Genomic DNA, 23,817 nt, shown 5'->3' on the forward strand with positions numbered 1-23,817 from the left:
TCGAGGAACCCGCGTGACCCTGCTCGACGCCGTGCTCAGCCTGTCCGAAGCGCCCGCCCGCGACGAGGCGCTGCAGCGGATCCTGCGCGCGCTCGCGCAGGTGACGGCGGCGGACGCGCTCTCGGTGCTCACGGCGGCGGAGGACGGCTCGGTCGGCGTCGCCGCGCAGATCGGGCTGTCGCCGGCCGCCCTGGGGATGAGCTTCCGGCCCGCGGAGCACCCGCGGCTACGCAGGGCGACGCAGGCGGCCGGGCCGATCCGGTTCCTCGACCCGAGCGAGCCTGACCCCTACAGCGGCTGGCTGCTCGGTAGCCCTGGAGAGATCCATCCGATCCACGCCTGCATGGCCGTGCCGCTGCACGTGCAGGGCCGCCTCGCCGGGCTGCTGACGCTGGACGCCTGCGATCCCCACGGCCTCCGCGGCCTGCGCGACGAGGACGCGCGCGTGTTCGCTGGGCTCTGCGCCGGCGCGCTGCGGCTCGACGCCGGCGCTGGGCCCCCTGACGCCGGCCCGGTGGCGCGCCGCGCGATCGGCCCGGCGTCAAGGGGCCCGGCGCCGGCGAGCCGCTCGGCCGGGATGCAGCGGATCGAGCGCGAGATCGCGGTGCTCGCCCCGCTGTCGGTGCCGGTGCTCGTCACGGGCGAGACGGGCGTGGGGAAGGAGCTCGTCGCCCGCGCGCTGCACGAGCGATCGCCCAGGGCGAGCCGGGCGCTCGTGATCGTCAACTGCGCGGCGATCCCCGCGCAGCTGGTCGAATCGGAGCTCTTCGGCCACAGGAGAGGCGCGTTCACCGGCGCCACGGCCGCGCGCGCCGGCAGGTTCGAGGCGGCGCACGGCGGGACGATCTTCCTCGACGAGATCGGCGAGCTCCCGCTCTCGGCGCAGGCGCAGCTCCTGCGCGCGCTGCAGGAGGGGGAGATCCAGCCTGTGGGCGAGGACCGGGCGCGCCGCGTCGACGCGCGGGTCGTCGCGGCCACGAACCGCGATCTCCGGCGGGAGGTCGCCGAGGGGCGCTTTCGCGCCGATCTGTTCCATCGGCTCTGGGTCTACCCGATCTGCGTGCCGCCCCTGCGCGAGCGGCGCGAGGACATCCCCGCGCTCTGTGAGCGCTTCGCCGCCGAGCTCGCGGCCGAGCTTGGCGCGGGGCGGGTGGACTTCACCGAGCCGGCGCTGAGCGCGCTCGCGCAGGGAGCGTGGCCGGGCAACGTCCGCGAGCTGAAGAACACCGTGGAGCGCGCCGTGCTTCGCCGGACGATCGCGGAGGGCCAGAGCGCGGCCGGCAGGACGCTCGTCGTGCGGAGCGAGGATCTCGACGCGATCGATGGCGACGCGCCGGAGCGCTCGCTCGCCCCGCGGATCGAGCTCCCCGGGGAGCGGCTGCGGCTCGCGGACGCGCCGCTGGGGCAGCCCGTGGAGCCGCTGGCAGAGGCGCTCGAGAGGGCCCGCCGCGAGGCGTTCGCCCGAGCGTTCCGGGCAGCAGGCGGCAACGCCGCGACGGCCGGACGGCTGCTCGGGCTGAGCCGATCGTTCGCCTACAAGGAGGCGGTGCGCCTCGGGCTCATCCCTCCGGCCGGGCCGCGCAAGCGCTGAGGAGCCCGAGCGAGCCGCCGTCCGCTCGAAGGACGGAGCGCAGCACCTCCACGGAGGACGACGCTCAGCGCGCCTGCTCGGGGGTGCCGATCCCTTCGAGCGGCACGCGCGCGAGCGCCGTGTAGCGCGCCCCCTTCGGCGTCAGCTCGCTCTGGTAGACGATGATCTCCTCGACCCGCGTCTCGCCGAAGTCGACGCTGCCGACCGCCTGAGCACAGGCGTCGAGCGCCGGATCGCCGCGCGGATCGCGCGAGCGGGCGAGGGTGAGGTGCGGCTCGAACGGCCGGTCCTCGGGCACGTAGCCCGTCGACATCGAGAGCGTCTGCTCCAGATCGCGGTGGATCGCGGTGAGGGCGCTGACCGCGCCGCCCACGCCGAGCCAGAGCACGCGCGGGCGACGCCGCGTTCCGAACGCGCCGCCCTTCTCGATGCGCAACGTGAGCGGCCTGTGGAATGCGGCGACGCTCCCGGCAGCAGCGATGACGAGCGGCAGGCGCTCCTCTCCGATCTCGCCCATGAAGGCGAGCGTGATATGCAGCCCAGCAGGCTCCACCCACTTGGCGGACGGAGCCCGTGGCGAGATCTCCCGCAGGAGATCTCCGACCTTGGCGAGGAGCTCGGCTCCTGGATCAACGGCGACGAAGACGCGCACAGCTCACCTACGCTCACCCACGCTCAATTACCACCCACAGACTTCACCCTTGTTCTGCTCCTTGAGCCACCTCCGGAGCGGCTCGAAGTACTCGAGCACCGCGCCCGGATCGGCTGCGGTCTCCCCCGTCACCGCCTGCATCGCCTCCTGCCACGGGCGGCTCGCGCCGAGCGAGAGCATGGCGCGCAGCTTCTCGCCCGCGGCCGCGCTGCCGTAGATCGAGCACGCGTGGAGTGGCCCCGTGTGCCCGGCCGCCTTGCACAGCGCGCGGTGGAACTGGAACTGGTAGATGTGCGCGAGGAAGTAGCGCATGTAGGGGACGCCCGCCGCGACGTGGAACTTCGCCCCCGGGTCGAAATCGGCCTCGCTGCGCTGCACCGGCGGCGCGACGCCCTGGTACTTCAGCCGCAGCGCCCACCACGCCGCGTTGTAGTCGGCCGGCTTCGTCCTGCCCGAGAAGACATCCCACCGCCACTGGTCGATGAGCTTGCCGAACGGGAGGAACGCGATCTTGTCGAGCGCCTTCTTGAAGAGGAAGTTGATGAGCCCCTTCTCGTCCCCGGACACCCTGTCGAGCAGCCCCACCGACCTCAGGTAGCTCGGCGTCACGGAGAGGGCCAGCGTGTCCCCGATCCCCTCGTGGAAGCCTTCGTTCGCGCCCGACTGGAACAGGATCGGGAGCTTGTAGTACTGGTGGTAGTAATAGATGTGCCCGAGCTCGTGGTGGATCGTGATGAGATCCTCCTCGCTCGGCTCGATGCACATCTTGAGGCGGAGATCGTCCCGGTCGCCCACGTCCCAGGCGTTCGCGTGGCAGACGACCTCGCGGTCGGCCGGCTTCTTGAGCAGCGATCGCTCCCAGAAGGTCGCCGGCAGCGGGTCGAACCCGAGCGAGGTGAAGAACCGCTCGCCGAGCGAGACCATCTGCTTCCCGTCGAGCTTCTTCGCCTTGATCTTCCGCGTCACGTCGAGCGAGGGCTGGCCCTTGTACGGCTCCATGAGCGCGTAGACGTTCGACCACTCCTGCGCCCACATGTTGCCGAGGAGGTGCGCCGGGATCGGGGCCTTCTCGCCGATCCTGTCCTTGCCGTAGATCGCGCGCAGCCTGGCGCGCACATAGCAGTGCAGCTCGTCGTAGAGCGGCTTCAGCTTGCCCCAGAGCCGCTCGGTCTCGGCCTCGAACGCAGCGGGGGACATGTCGTATCCGGCTCGCCAGAGCGCGCCGACGTCCGGGAGGCCGAGCTCCGCCGCCCCCTTGTTGCCAAGGGCTACGTAACGCTCGAACTTCGGCCGGAGCGGCGGGGCGATCGCGTGCCAGCCCGCCCACGCATCCAGCAGCTCATCCCAGTCGCGGCTGGTCTTCAGGAGGTTGGAGAGCTCGTCGAGCGCGAGGCACTTCGGCTCGGCCCCAGCGCCCGCGGGCGCAGCGCCCCGGGCTGCCGTCGTCGCCCGCCCTGGCCTGGCCTTCGGGCAGTGCTTGCCCTTGCCGTACAGGCTCGTCATCTCGACCGAGAGCGCGGCGAGCTCGGCGCGCTCCGCCGGGTCGCTCGGAGCCGGAAGGGAGGTCGAGATCTTGAGGAGCGCCAGCTGGCGGGCGACGTCCGCGGGCAACGCGAGCCCGTCGAAGCGCGCCGCCGCCTTGATCGCGCGGTTCAGGTACTCCATGCTCGCCTCCTCGGCGGAGGCGGCGAGCGCGTCGGTGTCGTCCGTGAGGTAGGTCTGGTTGACCCAGGACGCGCGAGCGGACTGGATCCGCAGCCTGCGCAGCTCTTGGTCGACGGCGGCCACGAAGGACTGCGCCTCGGCCGGGCTGGGCGGCGCCGCCTGCGGGGGGGCGGCCTCCGGCCGGACCGCCACGGGCGCCGTGGTCGCGGGCGCCTCCTCACCTTGGCGCGGCGGCGCTGGCGCCGTCGTCGGCGAAGCGGCGCCGCTGCACGCCGCGCCCAGCCCGAGCGCGATGAGCATCAGCGGACGCCCGATGGCCGTCCGGGCGAGGGCAAAGCGGACCACGGGCCCTTCATACACGCCGGACCGTGCCGAGGGAACCAGGAGCGACGTGCGATCGTCGGGGCGCGGCCCCGCCGCGTCGCCCCTCCGGATTCACCCGCACCACCCGACCCGCACCGTCCGCGATTCACCCGCGCCGTCCACGATTCGCACGGGTCGGCGCGACCTGGACGAACCCCCCCGCGGTGACGGCTGCCATGCGGCGGTGAACTGCCGTTACAATGTGCACCCACCATGAGGAATGCCCTCGCGCCCAGGCCCACGCTCTCGGCGGTCCTCGGCCTCGCCGCCGCCGCCCGCCCGGCGCCCCGCTCGCCCGCAAGACGGGCGAGCGGCCGCCGCCCGACGGCCCGGTGCAGCTGCTCCCGGTTGCCTCGCAGCGCGAGGCGGCGAAGCGCTGCGACGAGCTGCGACCTCGAGGTCAGGTGCAGGCCAATACCCCACCCCGAGACGCAAGCCACGACCTCCTGCGCACCGAGCGACGGCCATGAGTGAGCTCGAAAATTTCTCGTTCGTGATCCCCGGCGAGCTCGCCGGCATGGCCTACCCCCACGCGCCCCAGGCGGTCGAGGAGCTCGCGGAGCTCGGCTTCCGCAGCCTGGTGTCGCTCTCGCGTCGGGCGCCACCGCCTGCGGCGGTGGGCCCGCTCATCCACCTGCATTGCCCGCTCGCCGATTTCACGCGCATCCCGAGCGTGGACCTCCTCCGCGCCGTGGCGTTCCTCGGCCGGGCGCCGCGGCCGATCGCCGTTCACGGGGAGGGCGGCGTCGGGCGCACCGGCGTCGTGCTGGCGTGCCGCCTCGTGTCGCTGGGCAGGTCGCCGGCCGAGGCCATCGCCGAGGTGCGGCGCGTGCGGCCAGGCTCCATCGATGACCCCGAGCTCGAGGCGTCGGTCGCGGAGTTCGAGCTGTTCTACCGGAGCGCGCACGAGCAGATGACGCCGGCCCCGTTCAACTTCGCGCCCGCGTCGCCGCTCGACCGGATCGTCCATGGCGCGGAGCGGCCCGGCTTCGGGATGGCGCTCTGGTCGGCTTCCGGGATCCGCTCGTCCGTGGTCGCGCCTCCGAGCTCGGCAGCACAGCCGGATCCGAGCGACGCGCCCGTCGAGGCGTGGCTCGCCTTCATGGCGCGGCACGGTATGCGCGAGGTGCTCTGCTTGCTCGACGAGGGAGAGCTGGCGCTCCACCGGATCCCGCTCCTCGGCCGCTACCAGCGCGAGTTCCTCCGGGTGACGCACGTGCCGCTCGATGGAGGCGCGCTCCCCTCCCCCGACGCGCTGGAGCGCGCGCTCGACGCGCTCAGGCGCGCCGAGTCCAGCGGCGCGCCCGCCGTCGTGCACTGCGCATCCGGCGCGGGCCGCGCGGGCGTCGTGCTGGCAGCGTGGCTGCGCGCCCGGCACGGCCTCGCCCCCGAGGCGGCGATCGCCGCGGTCCGGGATCACGCGCGGCACTTCGGCGCGCACCGCGACCCGCTGAAGGCAGGGCCGGCGGCGCGGGATCTCATCGCGGGCGTGCCGGCGCTCGCGTGAGCGCGCCGGCCCGCGGCCGGGCGGCGTCGAGCGTCACCCGCTAGCGCTTCGCTCGGGCCTGGCGCGCCGGTGCTCGTCGAGCGTCAACCGACGGCGCTTCGCGCGGGCCTCGCGCGCCGGTGCTCGCGGTACATGCGCAGGGCAAACGCGCCGGCCGGCTCGCCGCGGAGCCCTTCGGCGAGCGCGCGGAGCTCGGACGGCAGCTCGGAGGACGGCGGGAGCGGCGACGGGTGGTGCTCGGGCGCGAGCAGCGGCGCGGCGAGCGCGGAGAACGTGAGATCGGCGGCCGAGAAGCGGTCGCCGACGAGGAACGGGCGCCCATCGCGCAGGCGTTCGTTCACCGCGTCGAAGACCGCGCGGAGCTTGCTCCGCGAGCGCTCGGCGGAGGCGACGTCGATGCGCATGACGCGCTTCATGACCGCCCGCGCGACCGGGTAGTAAGCGCGGAAGGTGCCGCGCCCGAACCACCAGGGCGGCGCCGCGCCAGCGCCCTCGAGCGAGCGGAACGACCCGCCCATGAACGCGAACGCGCCCTCCGCGTCGGGCAGGAGGTGAAAGTACGCGACGCGGCGGGTCGCGGGGCCGAGGTCGGCGTCGAAGCGCTCCTCGAGCGCCTCGACCTCGGCGCGGCCCGCGTCGGGCTCGCGGGAACCTTGGAAGAAGAGCGCGCGCTCCGGCGGCACGAGCGTGTCGGCGTAGCGCAGGATGTCGGTCGAGTCGCGGAGCACGCCCGCCGGCGAGACGAGCACCGGGACGGAGCGGCGCCCGCCCGCTCGCAGCGCCGGGAGCGCGTGGGCGAGCGGGAGGTACGCGTCCTCCCGGTAAGCCGCGCCGGCGCGATCGAGCGCCCACCGCGCCTTCTCGCAGAAGTGGCTCCAGGGAATGGTGATGAGGCGGAGGGGCGCGTCCGCGCCACGATCAGACATCGGGATCTCCAAGGGCCCTGGACGACCCGAGTGCGACGCGCCTCAGCGCCGGATCTCGAAGAGGTGGATGCCGTACGCGGGGAGCTCGACGCCGAGGCCGCGCGATAGATCGACGAGCTCGTCGCCGTCGCGCGGGTGCTCGTTGCCGGTCATGAGGTCCGCGAGCAGGACCTTGCGGCCGGCGATGCCGGCGATGTCGAGCGGGATGCGGCACCCGCTGCGCGACGGGGCGAAGTTGATCACGGCCACGAGGGGCGCCGCGCTCCGGGGCGCGCCGCAGGCCGGGAGCGGCTCCCACCGGTAGGCGACGAACGCGTCGGCGCCCGGCCCGCGCGCGGTGAGCGTGGCGAAGCTCCCGGTGCGCAGGATGGGGCGGCGCACGGCCGCGAGCAGCCGCTCGTGGAAGGCGAGGCAGGCCTGATCGACCGGCTCCTCCGGGGCGCGGGCGAGGTGGAGCGAGGCGCGCACCGTCCGCCCCTCGAGCTGGCCGTGGTGGATGAACCGCATCCCGGGCACCGTCGCCGCGATGAACTCGGCGGCCCGGCGCCGATCCGGGGGGAGCACGGCCGCGATGCGCGGCTCGTCATGGTGCTCGATGAAGCGGACGCTCCGCCGCTGGTAGTCGGGCGTCGCCGCGAGGTGGCCGCGGACCGACGACGCGGAGGCGTGGCTCAGCCGATCGTAAAGGCTCTTGTCGAATGTGTAGTCGAACCCGAGCATCTGCAGGCGCCACTCGAGGTCCCAGAAGGCCTCGGCGATGAAGACGAAGCTCGGGTGGTCGCGGCGGACGGCGTCGATGGCCTCGGCCCAGAACTCGCCGGTGGCCTCGGCCTTTCGCTCCGCCGGCGGGCGCTTGGACCACGTGCGCCGGAAGACGTCGTCGAGCACCAGCATCGCCATGTCGCAGCGGACACCGTCGCAGCGCGACGCGACGCTGCGGAGCGCCTCGACGGACGCGGCGCGCGTCGCCGTGAGGCGGTAGTCGAGCTGGGCCGTGTCGGGCCACGGCGGGATGTAGGGATCGCGCCCGTTGAGCGGGGCGCCGTCGTCGCCGGCGATGAAGTACTCGGGCTTCTCCGTCACCCAGTGGTGATCGCGCGCGACGTGGTTGGGCACGAAGTCGAGGATGACCCCGATGCCGCGCGCCGCGAGGCGCCGGCGCAGATCCGCGAGGCCGGCGTCGCCGCCGAACGCGGGGTTCACCTCGTAGCGCGCGACCGCGAACGGGGAGCCAGCCACGTCGGCCTCGGTCCAGTCCGGCAGCACGCGGTCGTACTCGGCGCGCAGGTCGGGATCCTTGAGCGAGCGGCGCGGGCCCTCCTCGCCGAGCGTCCAGACGCCCATCAGGTGCACGTAGTCGACCCCGAGCGCGGCGAGCCGGTCGAGCGCCGCGTCGGGCACGCTGGCGAGCGTCACCCTGGCCTTGGCGGCGCGCGAGAGCTCGTGGAGCCAGACACGCACGAAGATCGCGTACAGCAGGGGGTGCTGGTGGGCAGGGACTAGGGAGCTCATCGATTGGATTGGGGACGGCGGGCCCGCGAGGGAGTCGCGGACAGCGGGCGTCGGCCGGGGATTGTCTGCGGGCTCGGGTGGTCCCTGCAAGCGCGATCACGATGTGCTGCAGGCGCGGCCGGTCGAGGCCGCGCGCAACGTCCAGCACAGAGGCTGTCTCGCTCGATCCCAGGCGCTCGCGGCGCGGGCGCTGTCAGGCGCGGCGCGCGCGGCGCCTTCGCGCGAGCGCGGCGGCCGCGCCGAGGGCGACGAGCGGCAGGGCGAGGGGCGTCGCGGCCTCGTCAGGCGAGAGCCGGCAGCCGCAGCCGCCCTGCTTGGGCTCCACGGGCGGCGGCGCCTCGGCCGGCGGCGCGTCGTCGACGGGCGCCTCCGACTCGGCGGCGCCCTCCGCGGGCGCGCCCTCGGACGCCTCGTCCTTGGCGGGCTCGTCGCTCTTCTCGGCCTCGGCCTTGTCCGCCTTGTCGTCCTTCTTTTTCTTCTCGCCGCTGAAGACGATCGCGCGGCGATCGATGACGGGGTTGTCGCCCTGCAGGGTGATCTTCTGCTTCTGCCCCATCTGCACGCCGTCGCTCGCGCGCTTGATCACGAGCTCGTACTCGCCGGCCTCGAAGCCCCGATCGCGCCGGAGGACGAAGTCGAACTTGGTGATCGCAAAGACCTTGCCGCTGCTGTCGGAGAAGCCGACGTCCATGCTCTCGTTGATCCCCTGCTGGTTCTGGAGCGGGATGCGAACGAGGATCGGGGTCTCGGGCGATTTGTCGGTGAGCGCTCGCTCGTAGTGCACCGTCGGCGTGAACGAGAACAGCATCGGGATGTGCCCGAGGTGCGGCATCCCTCCGTAGTTCATCGTCATCTTGAGCTTCCATCGGCCGCTGTCCTCCTTGGGCGAGCGGTCGACGATGGTGACGGTGCCCGCCGCGTGCGCGGCGCTCGCGGGCAGCCACGCCCCGATCAGCGCGAGCGCGGCGGCGATGACGCGCGCGAGGAAGAGGCGGCGCGCCGCGCCGGGCTGGGTCGCGACGGGGCGGGCGTGAGGACGCTCGGCGCGCGGGCGCCGCGCGCCGAGCTGAGACAGGGGACCGGTTCGAGATCGGGCGGTTCGCATACGCGGCACGCTACCAGGGATTTCGTGGCAACGAGGCGCGGACGAGAAGGCTGGCGGCGCGGACGCGGAGAGGACTGGCAGCGTGGACGAGAAGATCACCGCCAGCGTGGACGAGGCGGCGACCGCCAGCGCGCGGGGCTCAGTCCGGGAACCAGAGCAGCGCGTCGGAGGTGGGCTTGTAACAGGCCTGGCGGCCCGCCTCCTCGTTGTCGGTGCAGCTCGCGTTCTCGAGGCAGTCGATGATCTCGTAGCGGCCAGTGGCGTTGTAGATGGTGGTGAACATCGCGCGCTGGGCCCCCTCGAGCTTGCTGAACGCGCTCTTGCACGCGGGGACGGGCACCCTCTCGCAGCGGGCCATTCGCGCGCAGCGGGACTCGATGACCTGCGCCGCCGTGGGCTCGTCCGGGTTCAGCTTGACGGCCACCTCGTCGTTGCACTCCAGGATGATCTGGCTCCGGTCCGGCGAGCTCTCGGTGGCGGCCTCCATGCGGCGCGAGAAGCAGCTCGTCATCGCGCGGAGGTACGTGGGCGACGAGGTCGGGTAGGCGGCCTTGCACGCGTTGAGGTGCTCCCAGGATGCACCGGCGCGCTGGAGCTTGGCGAGCGCGGCGCACCACTCGGCCTGGGCGGCGATGACACCATCGCGATCGGGGAAGCTGGTGGGCCGCTCAGAGCATGCGTTCAGCGCGAGCATCGACGCGGCCACCGCGATCGGCAGGGCCAAGGATCGAAGGGCGGGCATGGGCGGACCCTAGCACGAGAGGTCCGCCGACGCGGAATCTCCGGATGCTCGCCGCCCGTCATGGCCGGTTTGGTAGAAGCTCGCAGCGGAGTCTCACGCCGCCGCCGCGGGGGGCGGCGGCGCCGTCGGGGCCGAAGACCACGCCGAGGTCCAGCCCGCCCCGGGCCGCGGCGCGGACGTCGATCGCCTCGACGCACAGGGCGCCGCGGCCGCCGGAGAGCAGCGCGGACGCCGGGGCGTCCCCCTCGAACAGCGGCGCCCCGCTCCTCGAGGCCACCTGGAGCGTGGCGGGCAGCTCGGCGATGAACCGGTGCGACGGCCGCGCGCCGCCGCAGCCGCTGGCGCCCATCTCCGCGAGCGACGCGAGGGGCCCGAGCGGCTCGAGCGGGCCAACCTGGCCACGGGCGACGTCGATCGGCCCCGCGACCACCTCCCCCGAAGCGACGGAGTAGCCGATGAGGGCCACGCCAGGAGCGTCGAGCCGGCGGCCCAGGGTGAGGCGGGCGCCCGCGAGCTCGGGGACACGCGCGAGCCCGAAGGCCGGGAAGGTGCCCTGCCGCACCGCGACGACGAAGCTGCGCATCCCGGCGTCGAGGGCGAGCAGCTCGCCGCCCGGCAGCTCGACCGCGGCGGTGATCGTGCCGGCGTGGTCGAACGGCAGGAGCGCCGGGGGCTCGGCGCCCGCGCGCACGCGGAGGCCGCGCCGCCCGTGCGGGCCGCTCCCGTCGAGCAGCAGCAGCAGATCCGCGGGCGCCCTGGCGCCGGGCGCGAGCAGCACGGGGACAACATCTCCGGACGCCGCGCCGAGCGAGCCGTCGCGGAGCGACAGGCGGCGCGGCGCTTCGGCGCGCGCGAACGGCAGGAGCACGCTCGCGGTGAAGGTGCCGTCGCGGAGCGCGCCCAGGGGAGAGGACGGGGCGGTCGACAGCGAGACGACCGGGGGCGCGCCGCCGGTCAGACGGGCCGTCGCGGGCTCGCCCCCTGCCGCGGGCGTGCCCCGAGGAGCGCGGCGAGCGAGGAGGCGACCCGAGGGAGGCGGCGCCGGGGCGGCCGGCGGCGGGAAGGACGAGGGGTCGTCGTCGAGGCGGCAGGAGACGAGCGGTGGAGGAGCGGCGCGGAGCGCCGGGTTCGCCGCAGGAGCGAAGGGCGGCGGCGCGCTGCGCGGCGAGGGCGGAGGGCCGCCCCAGCCGAGGCGGACGAGGCCGTGCTCACCCATCGCGCAGCCGATCGGGGAGCACGCGAAGGCGGCGCTCTCGTCGAATGGCGGCTCGATCTGGCGCGCGGGCGGGCCCTCGGCGGGGCGCCACGAGCGGCCGCCGTCGGTCGACTCGAAGAAGGCCGGCGGGTCGTCGCCGGTGGCGGCGAGCGCGAACCGCCCGCCGACGACGACGTGCTCGACGCCGGTCGGCAGGGGAAAGACCGTGACGCCGCCGCGCGCGTCGATGCGCAGGCCGGCGGTGCGGCCGCCGCGGCTGCGCGAGAGCAGCCGCTCGACGGGCACGAGAGAGCCCGCCTCCGGCAGCGCAGCGCGGGCGGGCGAGACGCTGTCGGCCTCCTCGAGCAAGTGCAGCCAGCCGCGCACGGCGCCGTCGTCGTCCTCCCAGAAGTCGGTGTCGACGAGGCGCGGCGATGCGACGTCGGCGGACCCCGGGAACGCGCCGCCCGCGAGCGCCGGGAACGCGCCGCCCGCGAGCGCCGGGTCGCGCTCGCGCACGCGGACCACGCGGACGCCCTCGGGCGGGCCCGCAGGACGACGTTCGCGCCCGCGCACGGGGGGCCCGGGAGGTGACCTCCGCGGCGCGCCGTCCTCCTCCTCGCCCTCGGAGGTCCGGCGCCCTTCCTCCTCATCCTCCTCGGAGGGCCGCGGCCGCGGCCCCTTCGGCGCCTCCAGCACGAGCGCGGTGACGGTCCCGCGCTCGCCAACGATCCAGCGGTAGAGGCGGTCGGCGTCCTCGCCCTCGATCCGGCGCTCGACCCAGCTGCCGCCGCCGACGCGCACGCACACGCGCGCAACGCCCTCCCCTGCGGGCTCGCGGCTCGCGGCGTCCTCTTGCGGCTCGTCCGGCGCCAGCCGCGCGAAGCGCCGGGGCGATGGAGCCTCGTCGTCTGTCGGGACGACGTCGCCCGGGCTCTCCGGAAAATCGTGGAGCCCAGGGGGGACGCTGCCGCACCTGCCGATGAAGGCGAGGCGACCGCGATCGTCGCCGACGAACGCGCCCTGCGGGCTCGCGAGCGGGTCAGGGCCTCGGCTGCGGGGCGGGAACGTGGCCTCCAGTCGTGGCGCGGAGAGCGTCGTCTCGAGCCGGAGCACCTGGGCGGCCTCGTGCGCGCACGCGAGCAAGACGTCATCGCCCGACCGGAACGGCTGGCAGCGCGCATAGCTCGGGTCGAGGCTCTCGATCTCCGCCTCTGCGAGGGGCTGGGCGGTCGCCGCCGCGAGCACCGTGAGGCCGCCGTCGCGAGCGACGAGCAACCTGCCGCCAGGGAGGAGAGCGCCGGTGGCCGCGGCCAGCGCGAGCCCTGCCGGGGCGAGCCCGCGGCCCGAGGAGGCGCCGAGCGGAGGATCCCGCGCTGGCGGCAGATAGAGCGAAGCGCTCGGCCCGGCCCGCGGCGGAGCGGGCGCCACGGGTACGAGGCCGGCGGCGCTCACGTGGAGCGTGGCGCCGCCCAGCGGACCGAGGAGCGCGACCGCTCTGCCGCCGTCCTGCTCCTCGAGGAGCGACGTGGCGAGCCCGCGCGTCTCGAGCACGTCGATCCAGCTGGCGCCCCCGTCGAGGGTGACCGAGGCGCGGCCGAGCAGATCGAGGCGCGCCGCGCGGCGCGTGTCGACGGCCACCGCGTCGACCACGCCCGCAGCGCCGAAGCGGCGAACGGCGAGCGTGGACGGATCGATCTCGAGGAGCCCGCGATCGCTGCGCAGGAGGATCGCGTCGAGGTACGGACGCGCGCCGCCGGGGGCGCCGACGTCGGCGATGGGCGCGAGCTCGCCGAGGAAGTCGGCGGCGCGGTAGACGCGGCCCTCGGACCACAGGAGGAACCCGCCCCCGAGGCGCGCCGGGATCGACCGGAACCCGCGGAGCAGCTCGGCCGCGGGGGCGTCGGCGAGCACGACGCCGCCGTCGAGGCGCACACGGCGCCCTTCGAAGAGCGCGGCCTGCGCAGCCGCGAGCGTGCGTTCGCCATCCCCGACGGCGGCGTCAAGGAAGACACCGATGTCCTCGGTGAGGACGTAGCGCGCAGGGGAGAGCGGCAGCGGGTCTGCGAGCGCGGCGGCCCGCGGCTGCGCAGGCCGCGGAGGGCGCTCCGGGGCGGCGCTGCACGCGGCGGCGAGGGAGAGCGCGAGGAGAACGCCTGCGCGGGAGGGCATCGCGGCGGCGCGCACGCGGCGCAGTGTAGACCATCTGGAAATCCGCTGCAGCGTGCTCCTGGACGGGCAGACGGCGCGCCGCGAACGCCGCGCCATCCGCGGCACTCCGCGCACCGCGGTCGAGAGGACCGCGAGCGCGCGCTCAGCTCAGCGCGCGCCCACGACCGCCTTGCACTGCACCGGCTGCCGGCTCTCCTGGCCGTACAGGACGAGCGCGAGCGTGCCGCCGCCAGCGCCCTGCGCCGGCTCGCTCCGCCGCGCCGCCGTGGGGCTCGGCCCGCCGCGCCCGCGCCGATCAACGAGCCCGCCGTGCGCGCCGAGCGGCGCCGCGGGTGAGGGCCCCGCGAAGCGCGCGATGAGCTTCTTCACGACGCCAGGCGGCTCGTAGAAGCCGAGGCCGCCCTCGTAGCGCTCGTCGCGCACGACGAGCTCCACGGCGTCGAGGCACGCGCGCTCGCGCGACCACCGGATCACAGCGACGCCGGCTGTCCCGGCCGCGGTGATCCCCGGCAACGAGCCGGGCACGAGGCCGATCTCCGTATCGAACGGCAGGACCACGCGCGCCTCTCCGGCGCGCGGCGCGCAGGCGGGGTCGCCGCCCGCGCCGAGCGCGCCGAGCGGGGCGAGGGCTTCCTCGAGGCCCAGGGTGCCGAGCACGGGGTCGACAGGCGAGAGCACCGCGCCGCCGTCTCCGGCGACCGCCACGAAGACGGGCGCGCCCGAACGCGCGCCTGCGCCGAAGGCGAAGCGCGCCCGCTGCGCCGCCGTCGCGCGCGCGGTGCGCTGCACGTGGAGCTCCCGGATCGCCGGAGGCGGCCCGCCGCCCGCGGGCCGCGCGAGGGGAGCCTCGCCACGCGCGCCGCGGAAGTCGACCGAGCTCACCGCCAGGCCGTCGTGCCGAGGGCTCAGGAACACCGCGCGATCGCCGAGATCGACGCCGATCGCGGGCTGGGGGGCGCAGCCGCCGACCGGCCGCGTGACGCGCGCGGCGTCCAGCAGGCCGGCGAGGCACGCCTCCGGCGGGCCGGCCGCGACCGGGGCCACACGACCGTCGCGATCGATGACGAGCCCGATCGGCGCCTCGTACGGCCGGTAGGCGAGCTGGAGCGGCCCGGCGCTCGCGAGCGGCACGGTGGCGCGGTGGATCTCGGCGCGCAGGTCGAACGGCGCGATCCACGCGAGCTCCGCGTCGGCAAAGGAGGGGCCCGGCAGGCCGCCGCTGCCCGACAGGCCAACGCTGCCAACGCTGAACGACGGCAGCGTCAGCATCCCGAGGGTGCCGAGCCGCATCGTGCCCGCCATGCGCGAGGGCGGCGCGGCGACGGCGCCGAACCCAGACGACTCCGGCACGCGCGCGGCGTCGAGCGGCCCTGCGAAGGTGCAGGCGAGCCGCGCGAGGGGCGGCAGCGCCGGAGGCCGCGCCGCCCTGTCGCGGTCGGGCCGGGGTCGCGCGGGGGGCGGCTCCGCCATCGCCGCGCCGGGTGTCGGCTCGGCGCTCGCCGCGCCGGAGCGCGGTGCTGACGCCCACCCGAGCCGGAGGAAGGGACCGACGCGGCAGCCCACCGCCGAGCAGCCGTTGAGGCGCGCGGCCACGCCGCCCGGCGGCGGCGCGATGGGCGTCCAGCGCTGCCCTCGATCGATCGTCTCGAAGAGCCCGCCGTCCTCGGTCTCGGCGAGCGCGAAGGGGCCCGACGCCGCGATCGAGCTCGCGCGCGCCGGCACGGCGTGGCGGCGCAGCCGGCCGGCGGGGTCGATCGTGATCGGCGCGGGGTCGGCCGCGTAGCCGTGCACGGGGAGCCAGCCCTCGATGGCGCCGTCCGCCCGCGCGGCGAGCGCGCGCGAGAGCAGCTCCGCCCGCTCGTCGCCGTACGGAGGCAGGAGGAGCGGCGGCTCGCCCCGCGCGAGCCGCACGACGCGCAGCGCGCCGCGCACCTCGACGCGCTCGCCGTCCGGCAGGAACGTGCCGGGGCGCGCGATGAGGGCGACCGCGCCCCCGCCGCGGCGCGGTATCCAGGCGAGGACGTCGGTCGCGTCCGCCGCGTCAAGGCGGTGCTCGACCCAGTCTCCCGGCCCCCGCCGCACGCAGAACACCGCGCTCTGTTGCGTCGAATCGCCGGCGAGCGCCCCCTGAGAGAGCGCGCGGAGATCGATCCGCGGCCTCGGCGGCCCCTCGCACGGCCCCACGTAACCGAGCGCCTCGCCGTCGACCCCGACGAAGCGATCGGTCTCCCGCGCCGGCTCGGGCAGGAGCTCGAACGAGCGCTCGATGCGGAGCGCGCGCGCGTCGCTGGAGAGGTCGACGACGCTCGCGCGCTCCGGGCCGGCGCAGACGGCGAGCAGCGCGTCGCCCGCGCGGAACGGCGCGCACTCGCCGCTGCCGGGCGGGAGCGGCGCGACCGACGAGGCGCGGCCGGAGGCGAGGTCGATGCGGCCGATGAGGCCGTCCACGGCGAGCGCGGCCCCGCCATCGGCGAGCGGCAGGCCCGAGGCGACGGCGTCCGCGAGCTGCTCGAAGGGCGCGCGGCCGAGCCACCCGGGATCGACGCCGGCCGCCGGCGGCGCGCGCCGCGCGCGGGGCTCGCCGAGGCGACCGCTCAGATCGACGGCGCGCTCGAGGCCGAAGGCCATCGAGGCGACGATCTCCTCGCCGCGGACGTCGAGCGCGACCGCATCGCCGAGCTCCGCCGTGACGTCGCGGTACGACGCGCCCGCGTCCAGCGTGAGGAGCGCGCGCCCGAAGACGGTGAGGCCGAGCGCGCGGCGCTCGCTGGCCGCCGCGGCCGCGACGATGGACGGCAACCCGAGCGGTCGCAGCGCGCCGCTCGCGCCCTGGACGACGAAGCCCCCGGCCGCCGTGATCAGCCCGATGCCGTCCAGCCATGGGAACGCGGTGACGATGTCGCCCGGGAGGGTCGCGAGCTTGCGCAGCTCTCCGCCGAAGCTCTCGGCGGCGTAGATCTCGCCGCCGCTCCAGAACAGGTAGCGCGCGGCGTCGATGGCCGCCGCGCCGGGCCGGGCCCACGCGGGGAACGTCGCGCCGCCGGAAAGCACCACGCCGCCCGCGCCCAGCGGCTCGATCCGATCGAGGCCACGCAGCTCGGCGCGCTGGCCGTTGAGGATCGCCCTGTCGACCTCCTGCCCGTCGATGACCACGCGCTCGACCAGGCCGAGGTCGGCCTGCGCGACGTACCGGGCCGGGCCGAGCGCGACGGTCGAGGAGGCGCGGGGAGGCGGATCCAGCGCGCCGGGCGGCGCGACCGCCGGCTCGGCCGCACCGCACGCCGCGAGCGCGAGCGCGGCGAGGAGAGGAGCCACGACATCCAGTCTCAGGCGGGCAGGATCCATCCCGTGCGGTGCTCGGCGCGATCGAGGGCAGGCCGCTCAGCGCCTGTGCTTCTCGTTCCTGTCCTTCACGCCGGCGGCCATCATCTCGACGCTCTTGTCGACGCGGCGCGCGCGGGTGCCGGCCGTCTTCGCCTCCTCGATCCAGCGCGCGTACTCCTTCCGGTGCGACGGCGCCATGGCGTCCCAGGTGGCGCGCGCCACCTCGTTGCCCCGGAGGGCCGCGGCGAGATCCTCGGGCGGGGTGGCCGCCGCAGCCTGCTTCGGCTTCGGGGCGGCGGCCGAGCCCGGCTTACGATTCACGGCGCCCCCGGGCTTGAAGCGCAGCGCGGACCAGGTCTCGTCGATGGCGACCTGCGCGACGCCGCCCCAGCCCGCGTCCGCGACGACCTGCCAGCCGACGTCGCGCGTCAGGTCGGTTTCCACCCCCGACGACCGCTTCGGATAGGAGATCCAGAGGACGCCGCCGTCGCGCACCGCGCCGATGGCCTTCGGCGCGTCCCTCTCGAGATCCTTCGCGCGGCGCACGAAGAGGTGGACCACGTCGAACTGCCCGCGCGCGGCCGTGGCGACCGTGACCCGCGCAGGAAGCGGATCGAGCGCGGCCGCGAAGCCGTCGGGCGCGCCGAGGAGCAAGAGGCGGTGATCGGGCTTGATCTGGAGCTTGCGGGTGAGCGGGTTTTCGGTGGCCATGCGGGTGCGCGCCTCGGCGGGCGCGAGTGTAGCCGCTCTGCGCGGCGCCGAGAGCGATGCTACCCGCGAAACGCGTCGGCCTTGAGGTTGTACCGCCTCATCCAGCGGTGCACCTGCACGCGATCTCTCCCCAGCACGCGCGCCACGGCGGCGACGTTTCCCTGGTGCCGCGCCAGGAGCTCCCGAAGCACGCTCTCCTCGGGGGTAGTCCTCGGCGGCAGCGGCCCGCCCGGCGCGGACGCTCCGTCCTCCGCGGGCTCCTCGTCGTACAGCGGGTAGACCGTGGCGCGCGAATCCTCCGCGAGCGGGCTCGCGAGGGCAGCGCCCCGGGCCCCGTACGTCTTCATCCGATCGCGGATGCTGTCGCTGAGATCCTGGACGCCGAACTCGGCGCCGCGATCCGCGGCGGCCCAGCGCTTCAGGAGCGCCTCGAGCTCCCGCACATTGTAGGGGAAATTGTGGTGGAGCAGCGCCGCCATGGAGACCATGCTGGGCCGGATCTCGGACCGACCGTGGCGCGCCGCGAGCGCGGTGCAGAGCAAGAACATGTCTTCCTTGCGCTCGCGGAGGGGGGGCAGGGTCACGCTGTGCTCGTTCAGGCGACCGAACAGATCGGCGCGGAAGGCGCCCGTCTGCTGGAGCTTGTCGAGATCGCGGTGCGTGGCGGCGACGATCCGCACGTCGATCCGCTCGGCCTGCGTCCCGCCGAGCGGCGTGAACTCCTTCGACTGGATCACCCGGAGGAGCTTCGCCTGGGCTTCCACCGGCATGTCCCCGATCTCGTCGAGGAAGAGCGTGCCCTCGTGGGCCGCGCGGAGGATGCCCGCCCTGTCGCGGTCGGCGCCCGAGAACGCGCCGCGCCGGTGCCCGAAGAGCTCCCCCTCGACGAGGGCGGCGGGGATGGCGGCGCAGTTGACGGCCAGGAACGGGCCGCGCCGGCCGCTCCAGTCGTGGAGCTGCTGGGCGAAGATCTCCTTGCCAGTCCCGCTCTCACCGCGAATCAGCACCGAGAGCTCGCTGCGAGCGATCTCGTACAGGCTGCGAGCGAGGCTCCGGGTCTGGTATCCGCCCACGATCCGCCCCATCGAGAAGCGCGGCGGCCCCTCCGACGAGCCCGGCGCCTCGACGTAGGCGCCGTCGATGCGGTAGCGGGCGTAGCTCTCGACGTCGCGCTCGACGAACTTGAAGATGGCGTCGCCGACCCGGACCTGGTCGAGGTGCGCGATGTGCGCCTCCGTGACGAACTCGCCGTTGCAGAGCGTGCCGTTGCGGCCGCCGAGGTCGGTCAGCCGCCAGGCGCCGCCCCGCCGCTCGATCCGGGCATGATGGCGCGAAGCGCTCCGCGTCGGCACGGACACATCCGCGGTCGGATCGCGGCCAAGGACCGAGCCTTGCTCGAGCACGGGGTACGCGGGACGGAATTGCTCGTAGTTGTCGGCGTAGAGCAACACGAGCCCCGCCCCGGCGCTGGTCTGCCGAGAGAACGGAGCACGAAATTGCATTGACGCTGTACTGTCGATGTCCTTCGAGCGTTCTGTCCCGTCGCCGTGCATTGGAAATGGTGATGGTACCAACCTATCCGTCCGCCAGGCGCATCATTCGTCCGAGCCGATCGTGCTCGCGGAGGGGGCTTCGGAGCAGCTGACCCACATGACACCGCGCCTTAGCCGTCCTTGGGACGCTCGCCCACGGAGCACACGAGGCGCTGCGTCGTCGCCTGTGCTCGCAGCACGCCTTGTCCTGCGCCGCGACTCTCCTGCCCGCGCGCGGCCGTCCACCGCGCGATCAGCGCCGCGCCCTCCGCCCGCTCGCCGCGCCGCCTCGAGTCGGAGGCCGCGAGGTGCAGCGCTTCGAGGCAGACGCGCTCGCGCCCCCAGCGCACTTGCGCGAGGCCCTGGTTCCCGAGCGCGATCGCGGGCAGCGCCCTCCGATCGAGGCGCAGGGCGCGCTCCGGATCGAGCACCACGAGCGCGCGCCACGCGCCCCTCTGGGCGCGGCAGCGCGCGTCGCTGGCGGCGGTCAGCGTCGCCCAGGGCGCGAGCGCGACCACCTCGCCCACGGTGCCCCCCATGCGGTCCAGCGCCGCCGCGCCCGCGATCTCGAGGGCCGAGCCGTCCAGCACCAGCACGCCGGCCTCGCCGTCGTCGCGCCACGCGAGGGTCATCGGCCGGCCCCGGAGCTCCTCGCGGTCGAGCGCCACGAGGCGCGCAGGCCGCCGGGGCTCCGGCGTGTGCTCCTCGAGGGCCACGCGGCGCCGGAGCTCGCCGAGCACGAGCGCGCGGCCCGGACCGAGCAGGAGACCCGGGGCCCGCCCCGGCGCGGTGTCCGCGTAACCTCGGCGCGGCTCGAACGCCGGGAGCGCCCGCGCGCCCTGCGGGCCGAGCAGCAGCTCGCCCGCCTCGGCGAGGACGAGCAGCCCGATCTCGCCGCTCGCAGCGAGCAGCGGCATCGACGCGCTGCGCTTCCCGCCGTGCCCGCCGCTCAGCGCGAGCTCGGTCGCGTTCAGCCGCAGCGCCTCGCCGCGCAGATCGAACGGCGGGAGGTAGAGCACGCTGTGCGTCCGGACCGTCGCGATCTTCGGGCCTCCCTTTCCCGGCGCGGCGCCGCCCTTGCCCGGCGCCGCGCCGCTGGGCGGCGCCTCCTCGGGCGCGGCCTCCTCGGCGGGCGACGGCTCCTCGGAGGGCCGCGCGGCGCGCCCAGGCGCCGGCGTGTCGGCGACAATATCGAGCGCCTCGCCATACGACGTCGGCACGGTCCATCGCTCCGAGCCAGCCTCGGGCGCGGCGCGCGGGCGCAGCGCCGGCAGCTCGATCGGCGCACAGGAGAGCGACGGCAGCGCTGCCGGCGGCTCCTCGATCCGGCCGACGCCGCCCACGCAAGCCGCCGCGTCCACCCCGGCGGCGCCCGCGCGGCTCGCCTCCGGCCCCCCGCAGCCGAGGCCCGGCGCGGCGGCGACGGCCGGCGACAGCTCGCCCGCGCCCCAGCCGAGCCGCACCACGCCGTTCAACGCACAGCCGAGCGCGGAGCACCCGCCCTGGAACAACGGCGGCGGCACCGGCGAGCGCCCGGCGGCGCGCCACGTCCGGCCGTGATCGAGCGTCTCGTAGAGCTCCGCGCCCGCCGTGACGAGCACGCCATGGTCGCCGGTCACCACCATCCCCGCCGGCTCCGGCGGCAGGGCGTGCGGCGAGACCGTCCCGTCCTCCGCGATCGTGACGCCCAGGCTCGCCTGCCCGACGGGATCAGGCCACTCGACCGACGACAGCCACCCGTCGACCCCGCCGTCCTCGCGCGCGCGGAAGCGCCTGTCGACGAGCGCCCGTGTCCCGTCGCGCAGGGGCGGCGTCCAGTACCAGCCGGAGAGGTGCCCGCGGAGCTGCACGACCCGCGCGCCCCCCTCGTCGCGGCCCCGTGGCGCCCCGGCGGGCGCTGGCAGCCGCGCATCGCGCTCGCCCCTCAGCAGCGCGACAGCGCTCCCGTCCCGGCGCGGCGCCCAGCCGACCAGCGTCTGCGACTCGCCGAGCTCGACCGCATGCTCGACCCAGTCGCCCGGGCCGCGCCGCACGCAGATCCTCGGGTGGATCACGACCTCGCCGTAGCGGCGATCGCGCTCCTCGTCGCTGGCGACCCGCGGCGACGCCGCGCAGCCGCCGACGTAGCCGAGCGCGCCGCCGTCGTCGGCCACGAAGAACCCCTCGTCGCTGAAGGAGCGCTCCATCCGCGGCGCCTCGCCGCGCTCGGAGCGCAGGACGTAGCTGCCGTAGCCGTCGTAATCGTCCCACACGCAGAGGAAGAGCGGCCCGTCCTCCGCGGGCACCGGCGCGCAGCCCAGCCCGTCCGGGAGCCAGCCCGAGAACCGCTCGCGCACCGCGCCCGTGCTCACGTCGATCCGCGCGACGCCGCCCTCGAACGCCCCGAGCGCGGTCCCGTCGGGCAAGAGCGCGCCCGCGGAGACGGCCGCCGCGAGCGGCGCGAGATCGTCGAGGACGGGGGCGTCGCGCGAGGCGGCCTGGACGCCCGCGAAGAGCAGCTGGAACGAGCCGCTCGGCTGCCAGATCGCACGGGGATCGCCGTCGGGCCGGCCGAGCGAGCCGTCCGGGAGGACGGCCACGCGCCCGAGCGCCGTGTCGAGCGAGAGCGCGTCCGGGGCGACGCTCAGGGCGCGCACGGCGAGCCCGAGCCGCTGGCCGACATCGATCCACGTCCGTCCGCCGTCCGCCGTCGTCGCGGCGCGGCCGAAGACGTCGAGGCGCGCCGCGCGCGCGGCGTCCAGCGCGGCCAGATCGTGGATGGCCGGCGTGTCGAGCGCCCGGCCCCGATCCTCGCCCGGCAGGAGCTCCCGCGGCCCCTGCTCCGTGAAGACCACGACGCCTCGCAGGCCGTTGCGGGCGCCCCGCACCGCGCCGCCGCCGCCGAGCGCCACCTCCGCCAGCGGCCCCGTGAAGCCGCGCGAGCGGAACGCCCTGCGCCGGGTCCAGTGCAGGAAGCCCCCGCCGAGGTGGGGCGCGATCGCGAGCGATCCGACGACGGGATCGCCGGACGCCCACAGATCGGCCTCCCACGCCGCCGCGGCGACGCGCCCATCTCCGCCGAGCTCGATCCGCGCGCCCTCCGTGACGACGCGAGCCGCGACGGCCGCTGCCGGTCCGTCGTGCGTTGCCCGGAACACGCCCTCGGAGAGCGCCTGGAAATAGCGCGCCCCCGCCGGGGCAGCGCTGGCGGCGCCGGTCGCGCCCGACGCGCGCGCGGCCCGAGCAGCCCCCGCGCCGCTCGCCGGGCTCGGCTCGGGCGCACGCGCGCAGGCAGCCGCGAGGAGAGCCGAGATCAGACCGAGCGAGCGCACCAGCATCTGGGGAAAGCACGACGGTATCCGTTGTCGCGCCCCCGTCCAGCGTCGATCCACCTCCTCGCCCCCGGCGGTCGCGCCCGTCGTCCCCGGCTCCCGTGCTCCTCGCCGCTGGCTCCCGCGCTCCTTCGTGCAGCGCCGTCGTAAGCTGCAGCCGCGGCGCCCTCGGCGCTCGCCCGGAAAGCCTGTGCACTCCCCTCCCCGACCCCGACGACCCACCCGCGACGAGCTCCTCGCCGCCGCCGGCAAGACGTTGCCGGACGTCATCGCCCCGGACCTCCACGTCCTCTTCTGCGGCATCAACCCGGGCCTCTACACCGCCGCCGTCGGGCACAACTTCGCCCGCCCCGGCAACCGGTTCTGGCCGGCGCTGCACGCCGGCGGATTCACCGATCGCGTGCTCTCCCCGTTCGAGGAGCGCGAGCTGCTGAAGCTGGGGTATGGGATCACCAACGTGGTCGAGCGCGCGACCGCGTCGGCGGACGAGCTGTCCGCCGAGGAGCTCGCCGCGGGCGGGCGGCGGCTCGAGACCACGGTGCGACGCTACCGCCCTCGCTTCCTGGCCGTGCTCGGGATTGGCGCCTATCGAGGCGCCTTCGGCAGGCCCCGCGCCGTGCCCGGCCCCCAGACAGAGACGCTCGGCGCGACGCGGCTCTGGGTGCTGCCGAACCCCAGCGGGCTCAACGCCAGCTACCAGCCGGACAGGCTCGCGGCGATGTTCCGCGCCCTCCACGAGGCGGTCACGTCGACCCGGGCCTCGCGGTGAGCGGCGAGCGCGCGCCGACGCCGATCCCCTGAAAGGCAGGGTCCAGCCCACCGCCGCCGCCCCGCGCGACATGCGTCCGGCGCCGACTCGGCTCTTCCGCTTCAGGCAAGCTCAGCAGCGGCCACGGCGGACAGACAGGCGGTCTCGCGGCGCGTCGCGGCCTGTCTCGCCAGCGCCTACTCGGGCAGCGCGCTCGCCTCCTCCTGAGGCACCTTCGCGCGCGCGCTGCGGGCCTCTTCACGGACGGCCGCGAGGCCGGGCGGCCCCCCGGATGATCGCCCGCCGCGGTTGGTCACCGCGGCGAGCCACGCAAACGGCGAGTCGGGCGCGCTCTGCGCGACGAGGAAGACGGCGCGGGACGCGTAACGCGAACAGCCGTCCTCGCACACGGGCAAGACGAGGCGGAGCCCTCCGCCGCCACCTCGGCTCACGAGAGGCGCCACGCGGAGCTCCGCCGGTGGCGGCGACAGCACGGCCATCATCGTGCGCGCCATCAGCTCGACGAACGTCCCTCCAGACATCGCAGGCGGCTCGGACGTCGGCATCCCCGCGCGGTCCGTCGCGTCCAGCCGGCTCGGCGGGAGCGCGAAGAGCCCCGCTCCGTCGGCCGCCGCCGCCGGCGAACTCGGCAGCGCGCCCGCAAGCGCTCCCACGAATGAAGCCAGCTTGAGTCCGAATCGCATACGTGCTCCCTCTGCGGCGCATCCAGCAGGCCCCATGCCAGCCACACACGGCCGGCC

At 75.4% G+C, this 23,817-nt stretch carries 15 protein-coding genes; 3 read left to right on the top strand and 12 right to left on the bottom strand.

Going from position 1 to position 23,817, the window contains the following annotated elements; all coding sequences use genetic code 11:
* The first annotated feature begins 13 nt into the window (after window positions 1-13).
* Entirely contained in the window at window positions 14-1,591 is a 1,578-nt protein-coding gene (gene norR / locus WME79_RS28405) for a nitric oxide reductase transcriptional regulator NorR (RefSeq protein WP_437521026.1), read from the top strand.
* A 64-nt stretch (window positions 1,592-1,655) separates the two neighbouring features.
* Here norR and thpR read toward each other — a convergent pair whose 3' ends face one another.
* Both thpR and WME79_RS28415 read right to left on the bottom strand, forming a co-directional pair.
* On the bottom strand, window positions 1,656-2,243 hold the full coding sequence (gene thpR, locus WME79_RS28410) for an RNA 2',3'-cyclic phosphodiesterase (protein WP_437521029.1): 588 nt from the start codon (window positions 2,241-2,243) through the stop codon (window positions 1,656-1,658).
* A gap of 27 nt (window positions 2,244-2,270) precedes the next feature.
* Window positions 2,271-4,208, bottom strand: a complete 1,938-nt coding sequence (locus tag WME79_RS28415; protein ID WP_437539973.1) for a M2 family metallopeptidase — start codon at window positions 4,206-4,208, stop codon at window positions 2,271-2,273.
* A 529-nt stretch (window positions 4,209-4,737) separates the two neighbouring features.
* On the opposite strand from WME79_RS28415, the gene WME79_RS28420 reads away from it, so the two are divergent.
* A complete protein-coding gene (locus WME79_RS28420) occupies window positions 4,738-5,778 on the top strand; it encodes a phosphatase domain-containing protein (RefSeq protein WP_437521031.1) in 1,041 nt (346 codons plus the stop codon).
* A gap of 83 nt (window positions 5,779-5,861) precedes the next feature.
* On the opposite strand, the gene WME79_RS28425 is transcribed toward WME79_RS28420, so the two are convergent.
* From WME79_RS28425 to WME79_RS28465, 9 genes are all read right to left on the bottom strand, one after another.
* Entirely contained in the window at window positions 5,862-6,704 is an 843-nt protein-coding gene (locus WME79_RS28425; protein WP_437521034.1) for a glutathione S-transferase family protein, read from the bottom strand.
* Window positions 6,705-6,746: 42 nt separating this feature from the next.
* A complete protein-coding gene (locus WME79_RS28430) occupies window positions 6,747-8,216 on the bottom strand; it encodes an alpha-amylase family glycosyl hydrolase (RefSeq protein WP_437521037.1) in 1,470 nt (489 codons plus the stop codon).
* A gap of 193 nt (window positions 8,217-8,409) precedes the next feature.
* Window positions 8,410-9,321, bottom strand: coding sequence for an MYXO-CTERM sorting domain-containing protein (locus tag WME79_RS28435; RefSeq protein WP_437521040.1), 912 nt, complete (start codon window positions 9,319-9,321; stop codon window positions 8,410-8,412).
* A 139-nt stretch (window positions 9,322-9,460) separates the two neighbouring features.
* On the bottom strand, window positions 9,461-10,063 hold the full coding sequence (locus tag WME79_RS28440) for a hypothetical protein (RefSeq protein WP_437521043.1): 603 nt from the start codon (window positions 10,061-10,063) through the stop codon (window positions 9,461-9,463).
* A gap of 58 nt (window positions 10,064-10,121) precedes the next feature.
* Window positions 10,122-13,430, bottom strand: coding sequence for a hypothetical protein (locus tag WME79_RS28445; protein ID WP_437521046.1), 3,309 nt, complete (start codon window positions 13,428-13,430; stop codon window positions 10,122-10,124).
* 147 nt (window positions 13,431-13,577) lie between these two features.
* A complete protein-coding gene (locus WME79_RS28450) occupies window positions 13,578-16,745 on the bottom strand; it encodes a hypothetical protein (protein WP_437521049.1) in 3,168 nt (1,055 codons plus the stop codon).
* Window positions 16,746-16,811: 66 nt separating this feature from the next.
* Window positions 16,812-17,465 carry a YdeI/OmpD-associated family protein gene (locus tag WME79_RS28455; RefSeq protein ID WP_437521051.1) on the bottom strand — a complete coding sequence of 218 codons (654 nt, stop codon included), beginning with the start codon at window positions 17,463-17,465 and terminating at the stop codon, window positions 16,812-16,814.
* A 59-nt stretch (window positions 17,466-17,524) separates the two neighbouring features.
* Window positions 17,525-18,967 carry a sigma 54-interacting transcriptional regulator gene (locus WME79_RS28460; RefSeq protein WP_437521054.1) on the bottom strand — a complete coding sequence of 481 codons (1,443 nt, stop codon included), beginning with the start codon at window positions 18,965-18,967 and terminating at the stop codon, window positions 17,525-17,527.
* 161 nt (window positions 18,968-19,128) lie between these two features.
* The gene (locus tag WME79_RS28465; protein ID WP_437521056.1) at window positions 19,129-22,314 is read right to left on the bottom strand and encodes a hypothetical protein; all 3,186 of its coding nucleotides are present in this window, start codon (window positions 22,312-22,314) and stop codon (window positions 19,129-19,131) included.
* A gap of 250 nt (window positions 22,315-22,564) precedes the next feature.
* On the opposite strand from WME79_RS28465, the gene mug reads away from it, so the two are divergent.
* Window positions 22,565-23,077, top strand: a complete 513-nt coding sequence (gene mug / locus WME79_RS28470; RefSeq protein WP_437539975.1) for a G/U mismatch-specific DNA glycosylase — start codon at window positions 22,565-22,567, stop codon at window positions 23,075-23,077.
* Between the two features lie 176 nt (window positions 23,078-23,253).
* Here the strand turns inward: mug and WME79_RS28475 are convergent, their stop codons facing one another.
* Window positions 23,254-23,760, bottom strand: a complete 507-nt coding sequence (locus tag WME79_RS28475; RefSeq protein ID WP_437521059.1) for a hypothetical protein — start codon at window positions 23,758-23,760, stop codon at window positions 23,254-23,256.
* Window positions 23,761-23,817 lie beyond the last annotated feature (57 nt).

The organism is Sorangium sp. So ce726 (genome assembly GCF_051521405.1).
In the GTDB taxonomy this organism is placed as follows: domain Bacteria; phylum Myxococcota_A; class Polyangia; order Polyangiales; family Polyangiaceae; genus Sorangium.